The sequence below is a fragment of the Massilia pinisoli genome (assembly GCF_024753285.1).
Taxonomy (GTDB): Bacteria; Pseudomonadota; Gammaproteobacteria; order Burkholderiales; family Burkholderiaceae_D; genus Telluria; species Telluria pinisoli.
In genome coordinates this window covers 81,079-105,977 of sequence record NZ_JANUGW010000017.1, presented here as the reverse complement: position 1 = coordinate 105,977, position 24,899 = coordinate 81,079, and the positions used below count along the sequence as shown (strand labels likewise).

The window sequence follows — 24,899 nt, the reverse complement described above, 5'->3', positions numbered from 1 at the left end:
ATATAGGACGATCCGCACCGCATGCCGCGGCTCAGTAGCCGACGGCGTAATCCTTCGGGAACGGACGTCCCGCGAAGGCCCTCTTCTGGGTCCAGTCCAGCGCGGGGCTGGTCCAGTAGGTGTCGCCGGGCGGCAGGCCCAGCGCCAACAGGCTTTCCGACGCGATGTACATGCTCCCGTTGTTCGAATAAATGTCGGCCAGTTCCGGATGATGGCCGACGAAACCGAGGGTCAGCCAGCCGTCCGGCGTGAAGTTCGTCGGGTCCGACCACACGGCTTCGTGTACGGCCTGCAGCGCGGCGCGCACCTGGCCCTCGGGCAGGCTGGCCGGCAGTTGCTTGCGCCACGCCAGCAGCGCGAGCGGCTGGAACACGGCCGTGCGGTATGTGAGCGACCTTCCGATCGGCGGGTACGTGCCCGTCGGCGACACGAAGCGCTCCAGGTGTTCGCAGTAGCGCTGCATGCGTTTCAACGCCTGCGTGCGCAGGTCGGCCGGCTTGCCGTTCCAGAACGGCGCGTCATGCTTCTCCAGCACCTCGAGGATCTCGAGCAGCATCGGGTACATCACGTACGAATTGTAGTAATCGAAATGGAAGGTCTCGCCGTCCTTGATCCAGCCGTCACCCACATACCACTCGTTCACCTTGCGGATCGCGACGTTGGTCCGCATCGGGTCGGCGTCTTCCCCGACCGACAGCAGGAACGCCTCGTTCATCGCGGCGAACAGCATCCAGTTGATGTACGGCGGCTCGATGCGGCGCAGCCCACGGATCTCGGCGACGATGCGCTTCTTCGTCGCCGCGTCCAACGGGTCCCACAGGGCATGCGGCGCGCGGATCAGGGCGTTCGTGAAGTACGACGAATCGACGAGGGCCTGGCCGCCCGCGCGCCAGCCCAGGTAGTCCGGGCTCGCCGGATCGACGGCGTGCGCATAGCTTTGCAGTGCCAGCTGGCGCAGGCGCGCGCGCAAGCGCCCTTCCGGCGTCGCATCGTCCGGCAGCGCGAGCCACGGCGCAATGCCGGACATCAGGCGGCCGAAGCATTCCAGGTAGGCGACATCCTTGCTGCGCCCGTCCCACGTGGGGCTGAGCTCCAGCGCAAAGCGTTTTTTCAGCTCGCCGCGCGCCATCGCCGTCAGCACGGGTTCCGCCATCTTTTGCAAGAGGCCCAGCATCCAGGCGCGCTCCCCGCCCGCGCGTGCGGGGGCGAGCGCGGGCGCGGGCGCGGCGGCCACGCCACGGCCGGCGATGGTGCCGGCCGCCGCGACGGCGCCCATGAAGTGTCGTCGTTTCATGCGGCCCTCGTCACTCGACCACCAGCGCGTCGCCCACGTACGCGCGGAAATGGCGGATGCGTCCCGTCACGCCGTCCGGGCCCTGGCGCGGCACGTAGCGCAGGCCCGCCACGTCCATCGTGCGGCCCAGGTCGATCACGAGGCGGTGTGGATACGTGCCCTTTTCCGCCGTGATCCAGTAATCGCTGTTCTGCCCATTGATGGCGTTCAGCGCGCCGCCGTCTTCCTTCGTCGCTTCCTCGCTGTCGACGTAGGCGATGGTCCAGTTGGACTGGTCCAGCGTCTTGCCGTCCTTGTCGAGCAGCGACAGTTCCGCGATGGCCGCATACGGCTTGCCGTCGAACGCGTCCAGCGCCTCCAGGCAGAACTGGCGGCCCTTGTGCGGCGCCGCGAAGCGCACGTCCTGCGTCTGCGAGCCCGGCGCGAATTCGCCTTCGTGCGCCGGCTTCACGCCATCCAGTTGCACACGCGCCGTGCTCGGAGGACGGGGGAAGTCGCGCTCGCGGTGCAGCTGGTCGAGGATCGGCGTGGCGAGGCCCGCGATCTTCGGCACGTCCTGGCCGCGCGGCCCCGTCAGGTCCAGCACGACGACCTCGTTGCGGCCCTTCCTGATCCACGGGCCCGGCAGATACATCGTCTGCGTGGGGCCGATGCTCCAGAAACGCCCGAGGCAGCGGCCGTTGACCCAGACGACGCCCTGCCCCCAAGCCGACATGTCGAGGAACGTGTCGTCCGTGCGGGCCGTGTCGAAGCCACCGCGGTAGAACGCGGCGCCCTTGCCGCGCCCACGCTTGAACGCGAGCGGCGGCAGCACGCCGTCGGCGTCGAAGTCGATGGCGCGGATTTCCCACTGTTCCAGCGGCTGCGCGGCACCGCCTTTCGGCGTGAACGTGACGGGCCCGTGGATGCCCTTGCGGTCGTGGACCTCGGGTCCGAAGTTCACGCGCGCGATCGTGTACAGCAGGATCTCGAGCACGGCCGGCTTGGCGCGCGCGGGCACGTCCACCTTGTAGCGGCGGTAGCGCGTGTCCAGCGTGCCGATCGGCTTGCCGTCCAGGCGCACCCACGCGAGGTCGCGCGCGCGCGCCACTTCGACGACGCCGGCGGGGCCGGCCGGCAACGTGACGCGATATGCGACCAGGCCGCGGCTGATGTCGTATTGCTCGATGGGCCGGGGCGACTTGTCCTTGATGACGCGCGCCGGCAGCGCGGCCGTCACGGGCACGGATTCCGCCAGCGCGAACGGCACGATCGTCATCACGGCCATGCGCGGCGGCGGCTCGGGCAGTTTTTCACCGGGCGCCAGGAACGGCGTGATGGCGGCGCGGTAGGCGTCGAATTTCTCGCCGATCCAGCCTGCCTCGCCGATCGGCGCATCGTAGTCATAGCTCGTCGTGTCGGGCCGGAACGGACGGTCGCAGCCGCCCCACAGGCCGAACGTCGTGCCGCCGTGCGCCATGTACAGGCTGAACGAGCCGTTCGCCTTCAGCATCGCGGCGATGTCGGCCGTCGCGCCTTCGACGCCGCCGCGGCGGTGCGGTGCGCCCCACGTGTCGAACCAGCCGGAATAGTATTCGCCGCACATCCGGGGCCCCTTCTGCACGGCGTCCAGCGCCTTGAAGCCGGCCGCCGGGTCGCTGCCGAAGTTTGCCACGTTGAACAGCTCGGGGATGGCCGTGCGGGCGACGGCGTTCGTCGGATTGCACTGGAACAGCGGGACGTCGAAGCCCGCGTCCAGCAAGGCCTGGCGCAGCACGCGCAGATACCCGACGTCGTCGCCGAAGAAGCCGTATTCGTTCTCGACCTGCACCATCAGGATGTTGCCGCCGCGCGTGATCTGCTGCGGGCCCAGCACGCGCCCCACTTCCTTCAGCCAGCGCCGCGCCGGCGCGAGATACGCCTCGTCGCGCGTGCGCAGGAACGCGTCGCCGTCATGCTTCAGCAACCACCACGGCAGGCCGCCCATCTCCCATTCCGCGCAGGCGTACGGGCCGGGACGCAGGATCACCCACAAGCCTTCCTGCTGCGCGAGCCGGCAGAATTCCGCCGCGTCGCGCTGGGCGGCCCAGTCGTAGCGGCCTTCGCGCCATTCGTGGTAGTTCCAGAACAGGTAGGCGCAGACGGCATTCAGGCCCATCGCCTTGATGGTCTTGAGGCGATGCGTCCAGTACTCGCGGGGCACACGGGCGAAGTGCATCTCGCCGCAGCGGATCTGCAGGGGTTTCCCGTCCAGCAGGAAGTCGTGTTCGTCGATCGCGAAGCGGTGCGACGCCGCGCCGTGCACGGTGGCGGTCAATGGCAGGAGGGCTGCAGCGGCGCCGCCTTGCAGCAGGCGCCGGCGTGGGAAACTGATGGTCATGTGGTCGTCGTCAGGTTGAAAGGTCAGAGCTTGCCGCGCAGGCCGAACTTGATGGTACGGCCATCATACTTCGCATAGTCCATGCGGGTGCGATGGCCGTCGCCGTACTGGCCCGTCGCATCCTCGAAGTAATCGTACGACAGCGTGTTGGTCAGGTTCAGCGCGTCGAGGCGCAGTTCCAGGTTTTCCGTCAGCTTGTAGCTGATGGTGCCGTCCAGGTAACCGCGGGCGGCGCGCCAGCGAATCAGGTCGTCGCCGTTGTTCTTCGGATTATCCGGATGCAGGAAACGGCCCTTGTAGTTGTACGAAAGGCGCATCGCGAGCGGGCCGTTCTCGTAATACGTGGTGAAGCTGTACGCGTACTTCGGCACCGAGTTGACGGCGATTTCCTTGCCCGCCGTCGTGATCCACTTCTGGCTGTTGAACGGATCGATGTGGGTGTAGCTCGCCAGCGCGCCCAGGCCCTTGAACGGATCGGGCAGGAAGTTGAAGTCCTGCTGGTACGCCAGTTCATAGCCCTTCAGCGTCTGCTGGCCCGCGTTGCCGTAGGTGCGCAGGGTCATCGGCAGGTTCGGGTCGACCTTGCCATTCGCGTCGTGGAAGATCGCGCCCAGCGCCGTGTCGGGCAGGCCCAGCGCGCCGAACGTCGTCTGCGTCGTGCTCGAGACGGTGGCGTCCGTGAGCTCCTTCTTGAAGTACGCGGCCGACAGCAGGCTGCCCGGCTTGAAGTACCATTCGAGGCTCGTGTCGAGGTTCTTCGACTGCTGGGGCTTCAGGTTCGGGTTGCCCGCGGTGGCCGTGTTGTCGAAGGGGTTCGGGATGACGGTCTGCGCGGCGATGATCGACAGCGACGCGCGGCTGATCGTCTTGCCGTACGACGCGCGCCAGATCAGGTCTTCCGCGACGTCGTAGGCGGCGCTGACGGCCGGCAGCACGTTCGTGTACTTGCCGTGTTCCTGGTTCGGCAAATAGGTATTGCCCGCGCCCGACTTCTTGTAGTTGTCGATACCGAGCTTCGTCTGCGCCCAGCGCACGCCCGCATTGATGCGCAGTTCGCGCGACAGCACCTCACCCTTGAAGTCGGATTGCACGAAGCCCGTCGTGACCTTCTCTTCGGCGCCGAAGCTCTGTGCCGGCGTGAACGCGTCCGGCGTGTTGAAGGCCAGCGGGTCGTACGTCGAATAGGTGTAGCTGCGCGTGAACGTGCCGAACTGGTGCGGCCAGCCGTCGCCCATGTCCAGGTTCGAAATGGGCAGGTTCGACACCATATTGCTGCGCAGGCCCGCATCGCCGAATCCCTTCAGCTTCGCGACCATGCCGGCCGTGCCGTTGCGCTTCTCGACGGTCTTCGTCGTGTCGACGTACACGAGGCCACCCTTGAAGTGACCGGTCCAGTCGCCCCACAGGTCGTAGTCCTGGTCCAGCACCAGGCGCGCCTGGCGGCCCTTGTCCGTCTCGCGCGTCCAGCCCGTATTGATGTCGAAGCCCGTGAAGTTCGCGGGATTCGTGAAGTCGACGGGCGACGACAGCGACGGGTACACGTGGTCTGCGCCGTAGTCGATCGTGGAATCGACGCCGAAGACCTGGCCCGACAGCGTGTCCTGGTAGCTCTTCGCATCGCTGTTGTTCGCCGACAGCTGGCCGGTGAGCACGGTGCCTTTCTTGACTTCCCAGCGGCCGTTCAGCGCGAGGTAGCCGAACTTCGTCTTGTCCTCGCCGTAGGTGACGCCGCTGCTGTACGACGTATTGCCGAAGGTGCCCGTGAGGAGGTTCGATGCGGGATCGATGTGGACGTCCAGCGGCACGAGGCCGTTGTGGCCGGCCTGGCCGGCGGGCGCGCTGCGGTTCGTCGTCTTGCTGTTGCGGATCAGGATGCCGTAGTACAGCTCGTCGCGGCTGTTCTGCAGTTGCGACGCGAGGCCGTCCAGGCTGATATTCAGGCCGCCTTCCTTGAACTGCAGCGACGTCACGAGGCCGTCGCGCGTGCGCCGGTTCTGCGAGCCGTAGAAGCGGTAGATGCGGGGCAGCAGCGCGTTGTCGACCTGGTCGCGCGTATAGCCGGACAGGTTCGCGCGCGGGTCGTCGTAATCGAGCTGCAGCGCGAAGTTGCCCAGCACGGGCGACGCGCTGCCGCGGCGCGAACTGTTGTAGCCACCCGTCGCCTCGAAGCCGGAGCGGTTGTTGACGGCCTTCGAATGCGACGCGCCGGCGAGGAAGCCCCAGTTGCCCCACGTGTTCGAATACAGCGCGAACAGGTTCGGATCGGTCTTCTCCGACATCGTGTTGTACGCGGCCGACACGCCGTAGCGCACCGCGCGCTTTGGATTGTCGAACGGGCGCGGCGTCTGCAGGTCGACGACGCCGCCCATGCCGCCTTCCGGCAGTTCGGCCAGCGGGGTCTTGTAGAAGTCGACGCGGCCGAACAGTTCGGACGCGAACACGTCGTAGTTGAAGCCGCGCGCCGCGCTGCCGATGGTGCTGGTGGACGTCGTATTGACGGGCGCGCCGTTCAGCGTCGTCACCGTGTACTCGGTCGGCAGGCCGCGGATCGAGATGCGCTGGCCTTCCGCCGAGCTCTCGTCGCGGTTCAGGATCACGCCCGGCACGCGCTGCAGCGACTCCGCCACGTTCGCCTCGGGGAATTTGCCGATGTCCTCCGCCACGATGGAGTCGCGCACGCCGACGGCCTGCTGCTTCAGGTTCAGCGCCTTCTGCAGGCTGGAACGGAAGCCCGTCACGACGACCGTCGTCGTGGCCGGGGCATCCTGCGCGGGCAGTGACGGCTCGGCGGCCGGCGGGGCGGTCGGCGCCGATGGCGCCGTCGTGTCCTGGGCCAGCGCCGGGTGTCCATAGGCGGCGGCCAACGCCACCGGCAGCAGCGTGGCGAGCAACTTCTTGTTCATCTTGTCTCCATTCTTGTGTCGTTATCGGAACCCTGATGCCGGTCTGTCGCTGTGTCGCAGTAGTCTTTACGCCGGCCGATGGTCACGTTACCACAGCCGATTATTAGATAGCAATAGTGCACGACGCGAGAAAAAATCTGCGTAACCCCTTGTTTTTAAAAAGAGTCCCCTGCGGTTTCAGCAAATTTTGTGTCGCACGGCCACGACACCCATGCCAAACAGTCATACCTTTGACGAAATTTGTGATGTACGTTGTCTCATTAATCCGTCACACTTCGTGTTTTTCGGATGCCCATGCGCAAAGTCAGCAAACTCAGTGAGGTCGCCCGGCTCGCGGGCGTCGCGCCGATCACGGCGTCGCGCGCCATCCGCGGCACGGGCTACGTGTCGGCGGAGGCGCGCGAACGCATCATGGCCGCCGCCGCGCAACTGCACTACACGCCCGACCCGCTGGCGCGGCGCATGCGGGGCGACCGCAGCCGGCTGCTCGGCGTCTTCGTCAACCACTACGGTCCCGTCGTGCTGCACGAGATCATCCGCGCCCTCAGCACGCATGCGCGCGCCACGGGCTATGACCTGCTGCTGTTCAACGCCGAGCGCTTCGACAGCCCCGACCGCATGGCCACGTGCGACCTGTTGGGCAAGCTGTGCGACGGCCTGCTGCTCGTGATGCCCAGCGCCGACGATGGCTTTCTGGACGCCCTCGAACGCCAGCAACTGGCCAGCGTCGTGATCTGCTTCGACGCCCGCCCCGTCGCCGTGCCCGTCGTGGCGGCGGAAAACCGCCTGGGCGCGCGCGCGGCCGTCGAACACCTGCTGGCGCTGGGCCACCGCCGCATCGCCTACATCGCCGGCAATCCGGGCACGGGCCAGAGCGCGGAGCGCGAGCGCGGCTACGTCGACGCGCTGCTGGCGGCCGGCATCGCGCCCGATCCCGCGCTCGTCGTCAACGGCGCCTTCGTCCAGGCGGGCGGCTACGCGGCCACGGAACGACTGCTCGGCGCGAGCGTCCCGCCGACGGCGATCTTCGCCGCGAACGACGAGATGGCGTTCGGCGCCATCGACGCCATCAACAGCCGCGGCTTGACGGTCCCGGACGACATCTCCGTGATCGGCTTCGACGACATCCCGACCGCGAGCTGCGTCTTCCCCAAGCTGACGACGATGCACCAGCCGTTCGATGCCATCGCCGCCTACGCCGTGCGCGAGGTGGTCGGCATGATCGACGGCCAGTCCACGGCCGCCGCGCGGATCGCCTTTCCCGCGAAGCTCGTCGTGCGCGGGTCGACGGGGCCGGCGCGCCAGCTTGACGCCGATGCGGAGAACCTCACGCCGACGACGTCGCGCCGACCCGCCCGCGCGCGACGCGCGCCAGCGCGCGGAACGTGACGACGCTGGCGCCCGCCAGCAGCGCGCCGAACAGCATGGTCAAGCCGTAGACGTGGCCCGACGCGTCGAGCAAGGGTCCCAGCAGGAAGCTCAGCGCGATGTTGGACGTGGAGAAGATGACGCGCTTCGCGGCGTCGAACTGCAGGAAGCGCGCACGCGGGAACAGCACCATCGGCAACGACGCGGACGCCGTGTAGTACGTGCCCGACACGACGGCGTGCAGCACGTAGACGACGGCGAAGCTCTGCAGGTCGTGCACGGCGAGGAAGCCGCCGCATGCCACGCACAGGTACAACCCCATCGTGCACACCGTGACGGCGGCGGCGCCGTAGCGATCGACCATCCACCCGACGACGGACGACAGCCCGATCGACAGCGCGTACGACGTGGCGAGCAGGCGCCCCAGCTGGCCCTTGTCCATGCCGATCGAGTCCGCGTACAGCTGCGAGAACGTGTTGAAGGGCATGAACGTGAGCTCGGACGCCGTCAGCGCGAGGAACACGAGCAGGAAATAGCGGTCGGCGAAGCATTCGCGCCAATACGCGCGGCCCATCGCCCGCCACGTGACGGCGCCCTGCCCGGCCTGGGCATCGACGGTGGCCGGCGGCCCGTACTCGCCTTCCTTCAGCCGCACGCACATCAGCACGCACGCGATGCCGAAGAACAGGCCGATGCCGAGGAAGACCTCGCGCAGGTGGTGTTCGGTGAGGCGGAAGATCCACAGATTGAACAGGATGCCCGCGCCGAGGCTGACGATGCGGAATCCCGCGTAGAAGCGACCGAGGATGGGACGGGGCACGATGTCGTTCACGAGGCCCGCGTACAGCGCCAGGGTGACGAGCGCGAGGCCCTCGAACACGGTCCACAGCACGCAGAACCACGCCAGCACGCAGGCATCGACGCCGGGCGACGCGGCACCCAGCAACGCATCGGTGCCGCGGCCGATGGCCGTGCAGTTGCCGAGTGCGACGAAGACGAGCGCGGCGACGGGCGTGACGCCGACGAGGAACGGCAAGCGGCGTCCCCAGCGGCTGCGGAAGCGGTCGGAGCGGAAGCCGACGATGGGCACGAGCACGCTGCCCAGCAGCGCCGGCAGCGCCGAGACGAGCACGGCGATCATCGTATCGCTGGCGTGGTGCTGACGCAGCAATTCCATGACGCCCGGGATGGCCGAGCGGTCGCGCAGGGCGATGGCGAACTCGCCGAACAACAGCCAGAACAGGACAATGCCCAGCCCCGCCGCCGTGTAGCGCAGCGTGCCGGCGGCGTAGGCGCTTTTGTCTTCCAACATGGACGCGTTTCCCACTAACAAGAGCTAAAGCATCGCCTCAGCTTGAAGAAACTGCAAGCTTTTTTCGGCATCGGTGCCGAGCAGGCAAAAAAAAGACCTGCCGTCCTCGGCAGGCCGAACGCGGGCCCGAAGGCCCCCGAAGGAGAGAATCAGTGGCCGGCGGCGCCCAGGCGCGCCATTTCCGCCGCCGCCAGCAGCACGGCGCCCACGCCGAAATGCGCCGTCGAATCGCGGTCGACGACCTGGCCGGGAACCGCGCGGTCGCCGATGGGCTGCACATAGCCGACCTTGCCGTCCGGCTGGATCGCGACGTGCGTCAGGTAATGCCAGCCCTTCAGCGCCGTCGGCAGGTAGTCTGTACGGTCGAGCACACCGTTGTTGATACCCCACAGCATGCCGTAGGTGAAGAACGCGGTGCCGCTCGTCTCCGGACCGGGCGAGTGGGCCGGGTCGATCAGGCTGCGCGTCCAATATCCGTCCGGGGCCTGGATCGACCGCAGCGTCTGCGCCATCTCGCGGAAGCGATCCTCGAACAGCGCGCGGTACGGATCGTCGCGCGGCAGGTCCGCCAGCACCTTCGCGAGCGCGGCGAACACCCAGCCGTCGCCCCGCGCCCAAAAATCCTTCTTGCCGTTGACGCTCTTGTGCTGCGGGTAGACGTAGCGTGCATCGCGGTAGTACAGGTGCGCGTCGGCGTCGTACATCAAGCCGTTCGAATACTGGAAATAGTCGACCATCTTGTCCAGGTAGCGCCGGTCGCCCGTCAACCGGTACATCTTCGTCATCACGGGCATGACCATGTACAGGCCGTCCGCCCACCACCAGTAATCGACGCGCTCCGTGCCGATCTCGTAGCCCATCACCTCGCGCGCGCGCGCCACGCGGCGCGGGTCCTGCGGGCCAAGGCGGTACAGGTCGAGGTACGTCTGGAAGCAGACCTGCCAGTCGCCGAACAGCACGTGATCGTCCGTCTCGCCGTACGTGAGCTTCCACTCGGTCTTGTTGTCGGACTTCGCGCCGCGCCAGCCGTTGTACTCGGCCCACCGTTCGGAATACTGGCGGTACGCCTCGTTGCCCGTGACCTCGTACGCGGCGATATTCCCCGTGTGGTAGACGGCCACGTTCCAGAACGCCCACTCCGTCGCCGGCGTCGTGCGCTGCCAATGGCCGTTCACCTTGTCGATGACGGCCAGCGCCTCGGCCCGCGACGGCACCGTCGCGGCCTGCTCCTGCGCCGGCACGGATGCGTGGCTCCCCAGGTCGGCGCAGCCACCCAGCAGCAGCAACCCACCCGCCAGCACGCCCGCCATCACTCGCTTGTTCATTTGACTCCTTCAGGTTTCGGTTCATGCCGCCAGCGCGACGGCCAGGTCGCCTGCGGCGAGCGGCTGCGTCGACGCGAGCCGGATGCGATACAACGCCTCACCCCATTCGCGCCGCAGGCCAGGGTCGGCGAGGTCGATACGCTCGACGTCCGCGCGCAGCACGCCCGCGTCGAAGCGCAGGTTCACCGTGCGGCCGCCGGCCACCGGCAGCGCGAGCATGCCGTCCTGCGCGGGCTCGGGCCGGCGCGGCGTCATGAAGACGAGTGTCACCGGCGCGGGCCTGGTCAGCGCGAACGTCTCGCGCAGGCTGATCGTGCCGGCTCCTCGGTCAAGCGCGACGGCGCGCGTCCACGTCCGGATCCCTGCCTCGGGACCGAACGCCGTGGCCAGTTCCATCGTCATGCCGGTGTGCGCGGTGTCGTCGTCGACGCGCACCCGGCTCGCCCGGTCGTGCGCATCGCGCCCACGCTCCATCTGCCCGTCCACGAGCGGCAGGTTGTGAAACGCGGACTGCATGGTCCAGATCGTGTAGCGGTCCTTGCCGAACGTCTTCGCCGTATACGCTTCGACACCCGGATCGACGAACACGGGCAACCCATCGTGGAAGACGATGAAGCTGCCGGAATCGTGGTGCCCGTGGCTGCGCGCGTTCGACGCGGCCTGCGCGGCGAGGAAGAAGCCCAGCGCCGATCCGTCCTTCGCCCGCGCCGTCATCAGGCCGAGGGCCGGATACCACGCCGCGCGCGGCAACGCGTCGCGGCCTGGCGTCGACCGCATCCGCGCGACTTCCATCACGTCGGCCAGGTCGCGGGCGAGCCGGCCCTGGTCGGACAACGTGATGCCTCGCGCGCCCGCACGGAACGCGCCGAACGCGGCCAGGCCGGCATCGCCGGTGGCGCGGCCGAAGCGGTGCAGCAGCGCCGGCGAGTGATGGACCTGCGCGTGCGCGTCGCCGTAGTTCACGAACCAGTCGCCCGCCACGTGCACGTCCAGCACGTAATGGCCCATGCGCCGCACGAACGGATCGCTGGTGAGACGCACGGCGCCCGCCAGCGCCGAGTCGAGCGCCATCAGGCAATCGAGGTAGGGCCCGGCGGACATCGTCCAGTAGCTGGGCCCCTCCTCGCACGCGCCGTCGTCCGAATAATCTTCCAGGAAGCGATCGAGGCAGCCGCAGATCTTCAACGTGGCGCCGATGCGGCGTTCCGGGTCCGGCTCCAGCAGCAGGTTCGCCTCCAGCCAGCTGGACGCGATCCACGACGTCCAGTTGTTCAGCGGTTCCTTGCGGTCCTCCAGTCCCATCCACTTGAAGTCGTCGCGCTGCCAGCCCGGATCGAGGAGGCGGCGCTGCACTTCCGCCGCGATGCGCAGGGGCAGCAACGGCGACACGGCTCGGAGCTGCGTGCCCACGAGATAGTGGACGTAAGCCAGCGTCACGCCCGTCTCCGCCGCGAACAGGTCGATGACGGGTTCCGCCGCGTCGGGCAGTCCGGCGCCGCGCTTCTGCATGCCGCTGTGGGCCGGCAGGCCCCAGAACGTTTCCTCGCACACGGACCAAGCGCCGTCCGCGATCGCGTGCAGATAGCGGCCCTGCCCTTGCACGCATTCGGCCAGCACGAGGCCGGCCAGGCGGCTGCGCCTGTCGAAGTAGCGCTGTTCGTAATGCGTGCGATTGCCGTTTTCCGCAAACTCCAGGAACAGGCTCGCGGACAGCTGGGGCCATTCCGTGCCCAGCCACGCGTCGGCCCGGGCGATCAGCGCCGCGGCCACGTCGGCCGGCACCTGCGCCCACGCGGTGCGGTCATCCGCCTGCGGATACGGACGCCAGGCGGATGCCGGCAGCAGGTGGCGCCTGAGCAGGGCTTCGTCGACGACGGTGCGCAGGTAGCGCTTGGGCACGCGCGCCGGCTGTGCCGCACCGGCCGCCGCATCCGGCGCGGCCGCGAGCGGGACGGCGGTACCCGGACGCGGGGCACCCAGTGCGGCCAGCGCGCCGAAGCCGCGGGCCAGCGCCTCCCTTCGGTTCATGTCGTCTCCATGGTGGTCGTGTCCGGCTTCGCGTTCTTGCCGGGTGAGACAACGTTACCATTCGACTCAGCAAATGACAATAGCTTTTCGATCAAGAAGATGGTCGAAGCAGAGGAGGACTGCAGGTGGTAACGATGCCATGGCGGCACCGCGGCCGCCGGCTACGCCGCCGGAGCAGGCCCCGTGGACTCGCGCACGACGAGACGCGCCGGCAATTCGATGCGGAAGCCCTCGGCACGGCCGCTGCGCATCGCGTCGACGAGTTCCGCGACGGCCCGCACGGCGATCTCGTTCAGCGGCTGGCGCACGGTCGTCAGCTTGGGGTGCACGACGGCCGCGCGGATCACGTCGTCGAAACCGACCACGGACACGTCGTCCGGCACCTTCATGCCGGCGCTGGAGATGGCGTCCATCGCGCCGAATGCCATCGCGTCGTTGGCGGCGAAGATGGCGGTGGGCGGCGCGGGCAGTTTCAACAGCGCCTGCGTCTGCTCGAAGCCGCTGGCGTCGTTGAAGTCGCCCTGGCGCACGTAGGCGGGTTCGATGGCGATGCCCGCGGCGCGCAGCGCATCCTCGTAGCCGCGCTGGCGCTCCTCGCTCTGGCCCGTGAACGACGTGCCGGCAATGAACGCGATGCGGCGGTGGCCCAGTCCCAGCAAATGGTCCACGGCGCTCTTCGCCGCGAGGCGGTTGGAGCCGAGGACGACGGGCAGGTCGATGGAACGGGCGGCGAAGCTCACAAGCACGCAGGGCGCGTGCGCCCGTTCCAGCTTGACGAGCAGGCCGTCGTTCGCATCAGGCAGGATCAGGAGAAGGCCGTCGCACAGCTTGCGCAGCATCTCGGCCGTGCCGGCGCGGCGCGCGTCGTCGAAGTGGTCGGCGTTGAAGACGATGAGGTCGAAGCCGAGGCGCCGGGCTTCGTCGTTAATGGCGGACAGGAGCTCGTGCATGACGAGCGAGCGGAAGCCGTTGACGAAGACGCCGATCAGGCTCGAATTCCCGCCCCGCATCTTCTGCGCGATCATGTCCGGCGTATAGTCCAGCTTCGCGGCCGCCGCGAGGACGCGTTCGCGCGTCTCCTTCGCCACCCGGCCCACGCCGCGCAGCGCGCGCGACGCCGTGATCAACGACACGCCCGCCTCTTCGGCCACTTCCGTCAACGTACTGGTTTTGCCCATCCCGATTCCGCTCCCCCGCCCCGCGGGCGCACGGGTTCAACGTTACCTCATTGATGTCGAACAGGCAAGGCCAGCCGGCGCTGCGGGCGATGTCGGTCGCGTCCATGGCGACTTACCGGTCCTGCGGCAGCACGAGCCGCTGCTCGCCCTCGTCCAGCACGAACACGGCGAGCAACGTGGCAGGCTTGTCGGGGCTGGGGTTGCGGGTCACGACGTGGCGGGCGCCGGGGGCCTCGTACCACGTCTCGCCCGTCCGGTACACGCGCGGCGGCTCGGCGTCGACGGCACTGACGATTTCGCCGGACAGCACCTGCGCGTAGATGAACGCGGAGCGCGGATGCGTGTGCGGCGGCGCGGCGGCGCCCGGCGGGAACGTGACCTCCAGCGCGACGAGCGCCTTGCCGGGGACGTTCGGCAGCGCCCGTTGGAACAGCGGCTTCACCGTCTCCTGGCCCGCGCCCTGCTCCGGCTCGTGCGCGTGCGCGGAGGCAGCGGCCAGCGCGACGGCAGCGGCGAACAACATCGATTTCATCGCCGTCTCCTCAACGCGCCGCGGCCACGGCGGCTGGCTGCGCGCGGAAGCTGATGGCCATCCGGTTGTACGCGTTCATCAGGCCGATCGCAATCGTCAGGTCGGCCAGCTGCTGCTGGTCGAACACGGTGGCGACCGCCTCGTACTCGGCGTCCGGCACGCCCGTGTCGGCCACGCGGGTCACCGTCTCGGCCCAGGCAAGCGCCGCACGCTCGCTCTTGTCGAACAACGAGCCGGCCTCGCGCCACGCGGGCACGAGGACGAGCTTGTCGACGGTGACGCCTGCCTTCAACAGGTCGCGCGAATGCATGTCGATGCAGTACGCGCAGCCGTTGATCTGCGAGACGCGCAGATACACGAGGTCGACGAGCACCTTCGGCAAGCCGCAGTTGAGGATGTGGCCATAGACGCCGCCGAGTGCCTTCATGCCGGCCGGGGTGGCGGCGTTGTAATCCATACGCTGTGTCATTCGTGATCTCCTGTCTGAAGCGGCATCGCTCATGCCGCAGGAAGATCATGCGCTTCCGGGTGACCAAAAAACAGGGCCAAGTTTGATCACTTTTAATGTACCATCGGCCATGACCTCCCTGCCGATCGGCCTCGACCGGGCCAAGAAGACACCGCTCGCGACGCAAATTTACGCCGCGATCCGCGCCGCGATCGAGTCCGGCCAGATCGCGCCCGATGCGAAGCTGCCGTCGTGGCGCGACCTCGCCGCGCAACTGGGCGTCTCGCGCGGCACCGTGCGCCTCGCCTACGAACGTCTCGTCGACGAGCAACTCGCACAAAGCTTCGGCGCCGCCGGCACGCGCGTCGCCGACCGCCCCGCCGCGTCGCCCGCGCTCGCGCTCGCGCCGGACGCGGCACCGATGCCCGAACTGTTCCACGCGTTCGGCGCGAAGCCGCTGGCGTTCCAGATGGGCGTGCCCGCGCAGGATGCATTCCCCTACAAGCTGTGGTCGCGGTTGATGACGCGCGCCGCGCGGCAGACGGCCGCTGCGCCCGTCGGCTACCCCGATCCACGCGGCGATCCGGAATTGCGGCGCGAAGTGGCGGCCTACCTCGGCATCGCGCGCGGCATCCATGCGCACGCGTCCCAGGTCTTCATCACGGCGGGTTTTGCTGGCGCCCTCGGGCTCGTGCTGCGCGCACTGGAACTCGGCGGCAAGCGCGCGTGGTTCGAGGATCCCGGCTTCCCGCTGACCCGCACGGCGCTGGCGCTGGGCGGCATGACCGTCGCGGCCGTCCCCGTCGACGCCGAAGGACTGGACGTGGCTGCCGGCATCCGCATGGCGCCCGATGCGGCGCTGGCAGTCGTGACGCCGGGCCAGCAGGCGCCGCTCGGGATGACGATGTCGCTCGCACGGCGGCACGCGCTGCTCGACTGGGCCGGCGCCCACGGCGCGTGGGTCGTCGAGGACGATTACCTGAGCGAGCTGCAACTGGAAGGCCGGGCCGCGCCGGCGCTCGCCTCGCTCGACCACGGCGGCCGCGTGCTGCACATCGGTACGTTCAGCAAGACGATCAGCCCCGCGCTGCGCCTGGGCTTCCTCGTCGTGCCGATGGCGCTCGCGCGGCGCGTCGGCGACGTCGCCGCGTGCCTGGCGCCGGCACCGGGCGCAACGGCCCAGCGCGCCGTCGCCGGCTTCCTGCGCGACGGGCACTACCTGCGCCACCTGCGCCGCATGAAACGGTTGTATGCGGCGCGACGTGCCGCGCTGCTGCGCTGTCTGCACGACGAAGCCGCGGACGCGCTCGACGTGCAGGCGACGGCCGGAATGGCCGTCGTGACCCGCTTGCGCGGACACTCCTCCGACGTCGACGTGGCCGCGCGGGCGCTGGGGGCTAGCATGGCGCCCGTGCCGCTGTCGCCGTGGTACGTGCATGCGCACGGCGCGAACGGCTTGCTGCTGGGCGTGACGAATGCCGACGGGCGCCAGCTCGCGGCGGATTGCCGCAAGCTGGCGGCGCTGGTGCGCGAGGGGAACGGCTAGACCGTCAGTCCATATGGAAGACGGGTTCCATCATCGCCCAGTGCTCGCCTTCCGCGCGGCTCGCGAGCGGCGCCTGGCACGGGCTGCAGAACGTCCACCAGCGCTGCGTTTCCGGATCGGCCGCGATGTGGCGCATGTCGGCCTCGAAGTCCGTGCCGTGATATTCCCAGTAACCGAACATCACGTTTTCCGGCTCGCGCAGGAAGATCGTGTAGTTGCGCACGTTCGCTTCCGCGAGCCGCGCGAGCACCGCCGGCCAGACGGCTGCGTGCAGCGCTTTGTATTCCGCGATCTTTTCCGGCACGATGCCGATCATCATTCCCATTCTTTGCACAGGTTCGCTCCTTCAGTCGATACGATAAAAACGCCGGGCATTGCGCCCGAAGATGGCGTGCCGGTCCGCCTCGGCAAGGCCGGCCAGCAGCGCGTTGCTGGCGGCGATCCAGGCAGCGTAGTCGGACGCGAGGTCCAGCACGGGCCAGTCGCTGCCCCAGATGAGGCGTTGCGGCCCGAAGCAGGCCAGCAGGTGGTCGACGTACGGACGCAGGCGCGGGACGTCCCAGCCGGCGCCCGCTTCCGTGACGAGACCCGACATCTTGCAATGCACGCGCGGCAGCGCGGCCAGGTGCGCCATGTCGTCGCGCCACGGGTCCGCCACGCCCGCCGCGATCAACGGCTTCGCGGCGTGGTCGATCACGATCGGGAGGTCGGGGTGGCGTTCGGCGAACGCACGCAGCGCGCGCAGGTGGCGCGGCAGGACGAGGGCGTCGAACGACAGGCCGTGATGGACCATCGCCTGCACGGCCGGTGCCAGCGCGGGGTCGTCGATCCAGCCGTCGTCCGGCAAGTCCTGCAGCATCGGGCGCAAGCCCTTGAGCAGCGGGTCGGCGGCCAACGCCGCGATGCGCGCGGGCGCGTCGGGCGCCTTCATGTCGACCCAGCCGACGACGCCGCCGATGAACGGATGACGGCGCGCCAGGTCGAGCATGAAGTGCGTGTCGTCCTCGTTGGGCATCGACTGCACGAGCACGGTCTTCGCCACGCCGTGCTGCGCGAGCAGCGGCACCAGGTCGGCGGGCAGGAAGTCGCGGTAGATGGGAGCCAGTTCCGGCGGCGGCCAGGCGCCGTTGCGGTCGGCCAGGCGCCAGAAGTGCTGGTGGGCGTCGACGAGCATCATGCGCCCCCCTTCGCCGGCTGCGCCGTCAGGCCGGATGCGCCTTCATTTCGCGCACGCGGATCGCCTGCAGCAACGAGCTGCGCGCGGAATTCAGGTGGATGCGCATCGCCTCGCGCGCCCCCGCGACGTCGCGCCGCGCCAGCGCGCGCAGGATGTCCAGGTGCTCGTGCACCGCGTACTCGTTGCGCACCATTTCCTGCGACTTGTCCCACTGGTAGTGGTAGTGGAACACCAGCGACACGAGGTCGAAGAAGCCCTGCGCGAAGCGGTTGTGCAGGCGTCCCATCAGGAACGCGTGGAAGTCGCGGTCGAGCGCCGGAAAATCCTTGTGGTGCGTGGGCATCACGGATCCCAGCCGCTCGTGCCGCGCGATGAGCTGCTGCAGCTCCGCGAACGCCGGATCGTCCGCCGGCAGCGCGGCGAAGTTGTCGATGGCGGCGAACTCGAACATCTGCCGTACGTCGGCCAGTTCCATGGCGAACGAGCGGTCGAACGCGCACAGGCGCCAGCCGCCGCGCGGCTTCTTCTCGATCAGGCCCGAATGCGAAAAGCCGATCAGGAACTCGCGCACGCTGATGGTGCTCGTGCCCGCCGCGCGCGCCAGCTCCGTTTCCGAGAACTCGGCGCCGGGCGGCAGGTCGCTGTGGTAAATCCTGTCCATCAGCACTTCGCGGATGCGGTCGGCGCCCGTCCGCAATTCGTCCAGGTCGAAGTAGTCCCCGCGCTCCGGCTTGCGCAGCAGCCTGCGCTCCTTCATGTCGCTGATCAGGCCCCGTTCGTGGAAGTGCGTCAGCGCACTGCGCACGGCCGTGCGGCTGCCCTCGCCCAGTTCGGCCATGTGCTGCTCCGTCGGCAACGCGTCGCCGACCGCCACGTGGCTGGCAATATGCTGCAGCAGCAGGTTCGCGCTGCGCTTGAAGATGGTGGGTGGTCTGGCCATGTAGTCTGGATGCAGCCGCGTTCGCGGTCAGTCCGTGTCGACAATCCGTCATTCTAACGGATGTGGGAGTCAATGCGGCAAGCGGCGCCATTCAAACCTCGACGATGGCCTTGATGACGCCGCTGGCGGGGTCCATCCACTGCGGCAGCACATCGACGAATTCGTCCAGGGTGGTGCGGTGCGTGTTCATCGCACGCGTCGGCACGAGCCCCGCCTTCATCGCCGCCAGCACCTCGCGGAAGTCTTCCACGGTCGCGTTGCGGCTGCCCAGCAGCGTCGTTTCGCGCTTGTGGAACTCGGGGTCGGAAAACGAGATCCGCTCCGGCACGATCGACACGAGCACGTAGGTGCCGCCGTGCGCGACGAAGTCCAGGCCCCGCTCCATTGCCTTGATGTTGCCGGTGGCATCGAACACGGCGTCAAAGAAATCGCCGCCCGTGACGGCCTGCAGCGCCTCGCGGTCGCCATCGCCCACCGTCACCACGTGCGCCACCTGCAGCGCATCCTTGCAGAAGGCCAGGCGATCGGCGCGCGCATCCAGCACGGTCACCTCGGCGCCGCGCAACTTGGCGAACAGCGCCACCGCCACCCCGATCGGACCCGCACCGACGACGAGCACGCGCTGCCCCGCCGCGACGGCCGCGCGGCGCACCGCGTGCATGCCGATCGCGAGGAATTCCAGCATCGCGGCGTCGTCGAGCGAGATGCCTTCCGTCTTCAGGACGAACTGCGCCGGAATGGCGAGGTACTCGGCCATGCCGCCGTCGCGGTGCACGCCCAGCACCTGGATGCGCGTGCAGCAGTTCGTCTTGCCCTTGCGGCACGCGACGCATTCGCCGCACGAGAGGTATGGCATGACGAACACCTGGTCGCCGGCCGCGAGGCCGGATCCGGCCGGCGCCGTGACGATCTCGCCGGACAGCTCGTGCCCCATCACGCGCGGGTATTGCAGGAACGGCTGGGTGCCGCGGAAGATATGCATGTCCGTGCCGCACACGCCGATGCGCCGCACGCGCAGCAGCACGTCGCCCTCACCTGCCGTGGGGATCGGTACCTGCCCAAGACGCAGTTCGCCGGGGGCCGCGCATACGACACTTTTCATCTGACTCATTGTTGTTTGCCTTCTCGGTTGGTCATCGGCCGCCGCGGGCAAGAGACAGCCCGCGCGCGGCGCATTGTATTCTATAAATTTAAAACACTTTTGGCCGCGATGCAAACATGAATACGCTCGACGAGGGATTTGGGGCCGTCGCTGGCGTTATGCAAACCGCCAGCGCCGTGAATGAAATTTACTGAGCGGCCGCCGCTCAGGCGAGGCAGGCGGGCCCGATGTCGCGCACGGACTGCACGCCCGTGAGCACCATGCTCGTGCGGATATCCTTTTCCAGGATGGCGAGCAGGTTGCGCACGCCGGCGGCGCCGTGCGTCGCGAGCGCGTAGATGAAGGCGCGGCCGATCAGCACGCCGTCCGCGCCGAGCGCCAGCAGGCGCACGACGTCCAGGCCCGTGCGCACGCCGGAGTCGGCGAAGATGGTCAGGTCGCCCTTCACCGCCTCCGCGATGGCGGGCAGCGCCCTGGCCGTCGACAGCGCGCCGTCGAGCTGGCGCCCGCCGTGGTTCGACACGACGATGCCGTCCGCACCGAAGGCCTTCGCGTCGCGCGCGTCGTCCGCGTCGAGGATGCCCTTGATGACCATCGGGCCTTTCCACTCGTCGCGGATCCACTGCAGGTCGCTCCAGCTGATGCCGGGATCGAAGTTGGCGGCTAGCCAGCCGATGTAGTCGGCGAGGCCCGTCGGATTGCCGCGATAGGCCGAGATGTTGCCCAGGTCGTGCGGCTTGCCGAGCACACCCACGTCCAGCGCCCAGCGCGGATGCAGCATCGCTTGCAGCACGCGGCGCAGCGGGCCGTTGCGGCCGCTCATGCCTGAATGGGCGTCGCGGTAGCGGGCGCCCGGCACCGGCATGTCGACGGTGAACACGAGCGTGTCGATGTTCAGCTCGCGCGCGCGGCGCAGGTAGTCGCGCATGAAGCCACGGTCCTTCAGGACGTACAGCTGGCACCACAGTGGTTGCGACGACTGCGCCGCCACCTCGGCCAGCGGACACACGGACACGGTCGACTGGATGAACGGGATGTTGCGCTCGGCCGCCACACGCGCTGCCTGCACTTCGCCGCGGCGTGCATACATGCCGGCCAGGCCGATCGGGGCCAGCGCCAGCGGTAGGTCGCGCTTCACGCCGAACCACTCGGTGGACAAATCCAGCGTCTCGGAACCCTTCAGCACGCGCTGGCGCAGGCTGACGGCTTGCAGGTCGTCGACGTTGGCGCGCAAGGTGGTCTCGGTGCCCGAGCCGCCATCGAGGTAGTGGAACAGGAACGGCGGCAACCGGCGCCGCGCGGCTTCGCGGTAGTCGGTTGCGGAAGAAATGATCATGGTCGGCTTACGTGTTCAGGGTGATGAAGCCCCCGTCGATCGGATAATCGGTACCCGTGATGAAGGCCGCCTCGTTGCTGCACAAGTATAGCGCGAGCGCCGCCACCTCTGCCGGCGTCGCCATGCGGCCGATGGGCTGCGTCTTCGACAGCTGGGCGAACATCTCCGCCTCGCGGCCCGGATAATTCCGCGCGAGGAAACCGTCGACGAACGGCGTGTGCACGCGGCCCGGCGAGATCGAATTGCAGCGGATGCCGTCCTGCAGGTAGTCCTTCGCGACCGACAAGGTCATTGCCATCACGGCGCCTTTCGCCGTCGAATACGCGAAGCGCTCCTTGATGCCCACCCACGCGGCGACGGACGCCATATTGACGATGACGCCGCCACCGTTCGCGCGCAACTGCGGGATCGCGGCGTGCAGGCAGTTGTAGACACCCTTGACGTTGACGCTCATGACGCGGTCGAAGTCTTCCTCGCTCGTGTCGTCGGCCTTGCCGATGTGGGCGATGCCGGCATTGTTGACGAGGATGTCGATGGGACCGACCCGTTCCATCAGCGCCTTGACGTCGGCCTGGCGCGACACGTCGCACGCATGGCCGATGGCCTGGCCGCCCTGCGCATGGATCTCTTCGACGACGCCAGCGCTCGCGGCCTCGTTCAGGTCGACGACGTGGACCACCGCGCCACGTTCGGCGAACAAGGTGGCGATGGCCTTGCCGATGCCGCTGCCGCCGCCCGTGACGACGGCTTTCTTGTCATTCAATTCAAACACGCTTCGTGGCTCCCATGGAAGTTTGCGCGGCGATGCTGGCGGCGCGGCTGTCCTGGCGCAGCGACGCGCGCGCGAACCACGCGACGACGACGTAGCACACCAGCGGCACGGCGTAGCCGAACTGCACGTTGTCGGTGCGGTCGCTGATGAAGCCGAACAGCGGCGGCAGCAGCGCGCCGCCGACGATCGACATGATGATGAGGCCACTGCCCATGTCGGCATGCTGGCCGGCGCCGTTCAGGCCCAGCGAGAAAATGGTGGGGAACATGATCGACATGAAGAACGCGATGCCGATCACGGCGGCGATGCAGACAAAGCCCTGCGCGAACATCGCGACCGCGGCGAGGACGATGCACGCCAGCGCGTACATCCACAACAGGCGCGCGGGCGCCACGATGCGCATCATCGCGGTGCCGACGAAGCGGCCGACCATGAACGCCACGCCATAACCCAGGCCCAGGTAGTCGGCAGCCCTCACGGCCGACACGCCGGCCGCCTTCGTCGCGTACAGGATGAAGAAGCTGGACACGCACACCTGCGCGCCGACGTAGAAGAATTGCGCGATGGCGCCGCGGCGGATCGACGGCACGCCCAGCGCCTGGCCGATCGTGCTCTTGGCCGGCGCGGCGTGGCCCTGCGCGTGCGTGCCGACTTCCGGCAGCTTGATGAAGTAGAACACGATGGCCATGGCGAGGATGACGAGGCCCAGCACCATATATGGGCCCTTCACGCTGGCCGCTTCCATCGCGAGCGCCGCGTGGCGCGCCGCCTCGGGCATCGTGGCCAGTTGCGCGTCGTCCGCGCCATGCACGAGGATCAGGCGCGCGCCGATGAGCGGCGCCACCGTCGTGGCCAGGCCGTTGAACGACTGGGCCAGGTTGAGGCGCTGCGCGGCCTTGTCCGGGCTGCCCAGCAACGTCATGTACGGATTCGCCGCCGTCTCCAGGATCGTCAGGCCGCAGGCGATGGTGAACAGCGCCCCCAGGAACACGACGTACAGCTGCGTGTTCGCGGCCGGCACGAACATGAACGAGCCGATCGCGAACAGCATCAGGCCCGTGATGATGCCTGCACGGTAGCCCGCCCTGCGGATCAGCATCCCCGCCGGCAGCGCCATCACGAAGTAGGCGATGAACACGGCCGAATCCACCAGCGACGACTGCAGCACCGACAGGCTGAACGACCGCCGCAGGTGCGGGATCAGGATCGGATCGAGGTTATGGACGAATCCCCACATGAAAAACAGGGAGGTGACCATCACGAGGGAAAACCGGTACTGGCGCGAGGATGAATCGTTCATGTCTGCAAAGTCTCCGTGTCGGCGCTCGCGGCGCCTGTGTGTTTGTTTTGCCGCCGGCCGCTCAGCCGTCGATCAGTGCCTCGTTCCAGGCGTGGACCGTCTGCGCCTGTTCGCCCAGCCCGGCGATGCCCAGCTTCATGCGGTCGCCCGGTTCCAGGTAGACCGGGTCCGGCTTCTGGCCGAGGCCCACGCCCGGCGGCGTGCCCGTGCTGATCACGTCGCCCGGCTGCAGGGTCATGAAACGGCTGATGTAGCTGACCAGGTGCGCGACGGTGAACACCATCGTGCGCGTATTGCCCGTCTGGTAGCGCTTGCCGTTCACTTCCAGCCACATGTCCAGGTTTTGCGGATCGGGCACTTCGTCCTTCGTCACGAGCCACGGACCGACGGGACCGAACGTGTCGCAGCCCTTGCCCTTGTCCCACTGGCCGCCCCGCTCCAGCTGGTACTCGCGCTCGGACAGGTCGTTCACGACGCAATAGCCGGCGACGTAGTCGAGGGCGCTGGCTTCGTCGACGTAGCGCGCGCGCTTGCCGATCACGACGCCCAGCTCCACTTCCCAGTCGCTCTTGACGGAGCCGCGCGGCAGCACGACGGCGTCGTTGCAGCCGATGATGGAACTCGTGGCCTTCGTGAACAGCACCGGCTCGGCCGGTACGGCCATCCCCGATTCGGCCGCGTGGTCGGAGTAATTCAGGCCCACGCAAATCAGTTTGCCGATGTCGGCGACGACCGGCGCATAGCGGACCGGTTGCTCGACGGCCGGCAGGCGGCTCGGGTCGACGTCGGCCAGGCGCGTCAGTGCGCCGGCGGCCAGCTGGGCAGAGGTCAGGTCGGGCAGCACGCCGGACAGGTCGCGGATCACGCCGTTGGCGTCCATCAGGCCAGGTTTCTCGGCGCCCTTCGGGCCGAATCGCAGCAATTTCATGTCATTCCTTCGGTACGGGTTGCATTGAATGGTGAAACGTTACGGCGCCGGCACCGGCGCGGCCGCGTCCAGCAGGCCGGCGCGCCTCAAGGCGCCCCACAGTCCGGCGGGCAGCGGCTGGCCGAACCACGCCGCGTTCTGGCGCAGCTGGGCGGGATGCTGGGCGCCGGGGATGCACGACACGACGGCCGGATGGGCCATCGGGAATTGCAACGCGGCGGCCTGCAGCGGCACGTCGAACTCGCGGCACACGGCCGCGAGGGCCTGCACGCGCTCGACGACGGCGCGCGGCGCGTCCTCGTAATTGAATTTGTTGGTGCCGGCGAGGATGCCGGAATTGAACGGGCCGCCGATCACGACACCAGTCCCCGCGCGCGCGCAGCGGTCCATCAGCGGCGCGAGCGATGCCTGTTCCAGCAAGGTATAGCGCCCCGCCAGCAGCACGCAGTCGAGCGCGCACACGTCCAGCGCTTCTGCCACGACTTCCCACTCGTTGACACCGAGGCCGAACGCCTTGATCGCGCCCTCGGCGCGCAACTGCTCGAGCGCGCGGAAACCGCCGCCCTCCGTCAGCTGGTTCCAGTAATGGGCGTGCCGATCGCCATGGGTGACGCGGCCGATGTCGTGCACGTACAGGATGTCGACGCGGTCCATCCCCAGGCGCTGCAGGCTGTCCTCGTGCGAGCGCATCACGGCGTCGTACGTGTAGTCGTATTGAGGACGGAACGGCAGCGGCGCGGCCCAGCCGCACTCGCCCGGCCGCACGCCGGGGTCGGGACGCATCAGGCGGCCGACCTTCGTGCTGATCACGTACGCGTCGCGCGCACGCCCGCGCAGCGCCGCGCCGAGCCGGTGCTCGGACAAGGTGAAACCGTAATACGGCGCCGTGTCGAAATAGCGGATGCCGAGGTCCCATGCGGCGTCGACGAGCGCCAGCGCATCGAGCTCCGTCATCGGATCGTACAGGCCGCCCAGCTGGGCGCAGCCGAGGCCCAGCGCCGTGACGGGGAGGCCGCCGTGCGGCAGGCGCCGCGCTTGCGTGACGTCCATG

20 protein-coding genes are annotated in these 24,899 nt (G+C 68.3%); 2 read left to right on the top strand and 18 right to left on the bottom strand.

The annotated features are described in order from the left end of the window. Positions 1-31: 31 nt before the first annotated feature. From NX784_RS20725 to NX784_RS20715, 3 genes are read right to left on the bottom strand one after another with little or no spacing between them, the layout of a single operon-like run. Entirely contained in the window at positions 32-1,294 is a 1,263-nt protein-coding gene (locus NX784_RS20725) for a DUF2264 domain-containing protein (protein WP_258818586.1), read from the bottom strand. Between the two features lie 10 nt (positions 1,295-1,304). Next, complete coding sequence (locus tag NX784_RS20720) at positions 1,305-3,653, bottom strand: beta-galactosidase (RefSeq protein WP_258818585.1); 2,349 nt, start codon at positions 3,651-3,653, stop codon at positions 1,305-1,307. A 23-nt stretch (positions 3,654-3,676) separates the two neighbouring features. Further along, positions 3,677-6,556, bottom strand: coding sequence for a TonB-dependent receptor (locus NX784_RS20715; protein WP_258818584.1), 2,880 nt, complete (start codon positions 6,554-6,556; stop codon positions 3,677-3,679). 294 nt (positions 6,557-6,850) lie between these two features. Between NX784_RS20715 and NX784_RS20710 the strand changes: the two genes are divergently transcribed. Next, the gene (locus tag NX784_RS20710; protein WP_258818583.1) at positions 6,851-7,945 is read left to right on the top strand and encodes a LacI family DNA-binding transcriptional regulator; all 1,095 of its coding nucleotides are present in this window, start codon (positions 6,851-6,853) and stop codon (positions 7,943-7,945) included. On the opposite strand, the gene NX784_RS20705 is transcribed toward NX784_RS20710, so the two are convergent. From NX784_RS20705 to NX784_RS20680, 6 genes are all read right to left on the bottom strand, one after another. Further along, positions 7,884-9,236, bottom strand: a complete 1,353-nt coding sequence (locus tag NX784_RS20705; protein WP_258818582.1) for an MFS transporter — start codon at positions 9,234-9,236, stop codon at positions 7,884-7,886. The genes NX784_RS20710 and NX784_RS20705 overlap by 62 nt on opposite strands. Positions 9,237-9,385: 149 nt before the next feature. After that, positions 9,386-10,561, bottom strand: coding sequence for a glycoside hydrolase family 88/105 protein (locus tag NX784_RS20700; RefSeq protein ID WP_258818581.1), 1,176 nt, complete (start codon positions 10,559-10,561; stop codon positions 9,386-9,388). Between the two features lie 21 nt (positions 10,562-10,582). Next, positions 10,583-12,589, bottom strand: coding sequence for a heparinase II/III domain-containing protein (locus NX784_RS20695; protein WP_258818580.1), 2,007 nt, complete (start codon positions 12,587-12,589; stop codon positions 10,583-10,585). A gap of 161 nt (positions 12,590-12,750) precedes the next feature. Continuing rightward, a complete protein-coding gene (locus tag NX784_RS20690; protein ID WP_258818579.1) occupies positions 12,751-13,767 on the bottom strand; it encodes a LacI family DNA-binding transcriptional regulator in 1,017 nt (338 codons plus the stop codon). A 112-nt stretch (positions 13,768-13,879) separates the two neighbouring features. Next, positions 13,880-14,299 carry a cupin domain-containing protein gene (locus tag NX784_RS20685; RefSeq protein ID WP_258818578.1) on the bottom strand — a complete coding sequence of 140 codons (420 nt, stop codon included), beginning with the start codon at positions 14,297-14,299 and terminating at the stop codon, positions 13,880-13,882. Positions 14,300-14,309: 10 nt separating this feature from the next. After that, positions 14,310-14,768 (bottom strand): carboxymuconolactone decarboxylase family protein, encoded by a 459-nt coding sequence (locus NX784_RS20680; RefSeq protein ID WP_258818577.1) that lies wholly within the window; start codon positions 14,766-14,768, stop codon positions 14,310-14,312. 109 nt (positions 14,769-14,877) lie between these two features. On the opposite strand from NX784_RS20680, the gene pdxR reads away from it, so the two are divergent. Beyond that, a complete protein-coding gene (gene pdxR / locus NX784_RS20675) occupies positions 14,878-16,293 on the top strand; it encodes a MocR-like pyridoxine biosynthesis transcription factor PdxR (RefSeq protein ID WP_258818576.1) in 1,416 nt (471 codons plus the stop codon). Between the two features lie 4 nt (positions 16,294-16,297). Here the strand turns inward: pdxR and NX784_RS20670 are convergent, their stop codons facing one another. The 9 genes from NX784_RS20670 to NX784_RS20630 all read right to left on the bottom strand — a co-directional run bounded on the left by NX784_RS20670 (position 16,298) and on the right by NX784_RS20630 (position 24,898). Further along, on the bottom strand, positions 16,298-16,627 hold the full coding sequence (locus tag NX784_RS20670) for an L-rhamnose mutarotase (protein ID WP_258818575.1): 330 nt from the start codon (positions 16,625-16,627) through the stop codon (positions 16,298-16,300). A 12-nt stretch (positions 16,628-16,639) separates the two neighbouring features. Beyond that, complete coding sequence (locus NX784_RS20665; protein ID WP_258818574.1) at positions 16,640-17,470, bottom strand: amidohydrolase family protein; 831 nt, start codon at positions 17,468-17,470, stop codon at positions 16,640-16,642. A 25-nt stretch (positions 17,471-17,495) separates the two neighbouring features. Continuing rightward, on the bottom strand, positions 17,496-18,410 hold the full coding sequence (locus tag NX784_RS20660; RefSeq protein ID WP_258818573.1) for a GntR family transcriptional regulator: 915 nt from the start codon (positions 18,408-18,410) through the stop codon (positions 17,496-17,498). Positions 18,411-18,501: 91 nt separating this feature from the next. Then, the gene (locus NX784_RS20655) at positions 18,502-19,512 is read right to left on the bottom strand and encodes a zinc-binding alcohol dehydrogenase family protein (RefSeq protein WP_258818572.1); all 1,011 of its coding nucleotides are present in this window, start codon (positions 19,510-19,512) and stop codon (positions 18,502-18,504) included. A gap of 205 nt (positions 19,513-19,717) precedes the next feature. Then, positions 19,718-20,848 carry an FMN-dependent L-lactate dehydrogenase LldD gene (gene lldD / locus NX784_RS20650; RefSeq protein ID WP_258818571.1) on the bottom strand — a complete coding sequence of 377 codons (1,131 nt, stop codon included), beginning with the start codon at positions 20,846-20,848 and terminating at the stop codon, positions 19,718-19,720. Between the two features lie 7 nt (positions 20,849-20,855). Further along, complete coding sequence (locus NX784_RS20645) at positions 20,856-21,620, bottom strand: SDR family NAD(P)-dependent oxidoreductase (RefSeq protein ID WP_258818570.1); 765 nt, start codon at positions 21,618-21,620, stop codon at positions 20,856-20,858. Beyond that, complete coding sequence (gene fucP / locus NX784_RS20640) at positions 21,613-22,920, bottom strand: L-fucose:H+ symporter permease (protein WP_258818569.1); 1,308 nt, start codon at positions 22,918-22,920, stop codon at positions 21,613-21,615. Before fucP ends, NX784_RS20645 begins: the two co-directional genes overlap by 8 nt. 61 nt (positions 22,921-22,981) lie before the next feature. Further along, the gene (locus tag NX784_RS20635; protein WP_258818568.1) at positions 22,982-23,848 is read right to left on the bottom strand and encodes a fumarylacetoacetate hydrolase family protein; all 867 of its coding nucleotides are present in this window, start codon (positions 23,846-23,848) and stop codon (positions 22,982-22,984) included. Between the two features lie 39 nt (positions 23,849-23,887). Continuing rightward, the gene (locus NX784_RS20630; RefSeq protein ID WP_258818567.1) at positions 23,888-24,898 is read right to left on the bottom strand and encodes an aldo/keto reductase; all 1,011 of its coding nucleotides are present in this window, start codon (positions 24,896-24,898) and stop codon (positions 23,888-23,890) included. Position 24,899 lies beyond the last annotated feature (1 nt).

Coding starts and splice junctions, on each gene's coding strand:
- NX784_RS20725 (WP_258818586.1), bottom strand. CDS start 1,294: ATGAAACGACGACACTTCATGGGCGCCGTCGCGGCGGCCGGCACCATC.
- NX784_RS20720 (WP_258818585.1), bottom strand. CDS start 3,653: ATGACCATCAGTTTCCCACGCCGGCGCCTGCTGCAAGGCGGCGCCGCT.
- NX784_RS20715 (WP_258818584.1), bottom strand. CDS start 6,556: ATGAACAAGAAGTTGCTCGCCACGCTGCTGCCGGTGGCGTTGGCCGCC.
- NX784_RS20710 (WP_258818583.1), top strand. CDS start 6,851: ATGCGCAAAGTCAGCAAACTCAGTGAGGTCGCCCGGCTCGCGGGCGTC.
- NX784_RS20705 (WP_258818582.1), bottom strand. CDS start 9,236: ATGTTGGAAGACAAAAGCGCCTACGCCGCCGGCACGCTGCGCTACACG.
- NX784_RS20700 (WP_258818581.1), bottom strand. CDS start 10,561: ATGAACAAGCGAGTGATGGCGGGCGTGCTGGCGGGTGGGTTGCTGCTG.
- NX784_RS20695 (WP_258818580.1), bottom strand. CDS start 12,589: ATGAACCGAAGGGAGGCGCTGGCCCGCGGCTTCGGCGCGCTGGCCGCA.
- NX784_RS20690 (WP_258818579.1), bottom strand. CDS start 13,767: ATGGGCAAAACCAGTACGTTGACGGAAGTGGCCGAAGAGGCGGGCGTG.
- NX784_RS20685 (WP_258818578.1), bottom strand. CDS start 14,299: ATGAAATCGATGTTGTTCGCCGCTGCCGTCGCGCTGGCCGCTGCCTCC.
- NX784_RS20680 (WP_258818577.1), bottom strand. CDS start 14,768: ATGACACAGCGTATGGATTACAACGCCGCCACCCCGGCCGGCATGAAG.
- pdxR (WP_258818576.1), top strand. CDS start 14,878: ATGACCTCCCTGCCGATCGGCCTCGACCGGGCCAAGAAGACACCGCTC.
- NX784_RS20665 (WP_258818574.1), bottom strand. CDS start 17,470: ATGATGCTCGTCGACGCCCACCAGCACTTCTGGCGCCTGGCCGACCGC.
- NX784_RS20660 (WP_258818573.1), bottom strand. CDS start 18,410: ATGGCCAGACCACCCACCATCTTCAAGCGCAGCGCGAACCTGCTGCTG.
- NX784_RS20655 (WP_258818572.1), bottom strand. CDS start 19,512: ATGAAAAGTGTCGTATGCGCGGCCCCCGGCGAACTGCGTCTTGGGCAG.
- lldD (WP_258818571.1), bottom strand. CDS start 20,848: ATGATCATTTCTTCCGCAACCGACTACCGCGAAGCCGCGCGGCGCCGG.
- fucP (WP_258818569.1), bottom strand. CDS start 22,920: ATGAACGATTCATCCTCGCGCCAGTACCGGTTTTCCCTCGTGATGGTC.
- NX784_RS20635 (WP_258818568.1), bottom strand. CDS start 23,848: ATGAAATTGCTGCGATTCGGCCCGAAGGGCGCCGAGAAACCTGGCCTG.
- NX784_RS20630 (WP_258818567.1), bottom strand. CDS start 24,898: ATGGACGTCACGCAAGCGCGGCGCCTGCCGCACGGCGGCCTCCCCGTC.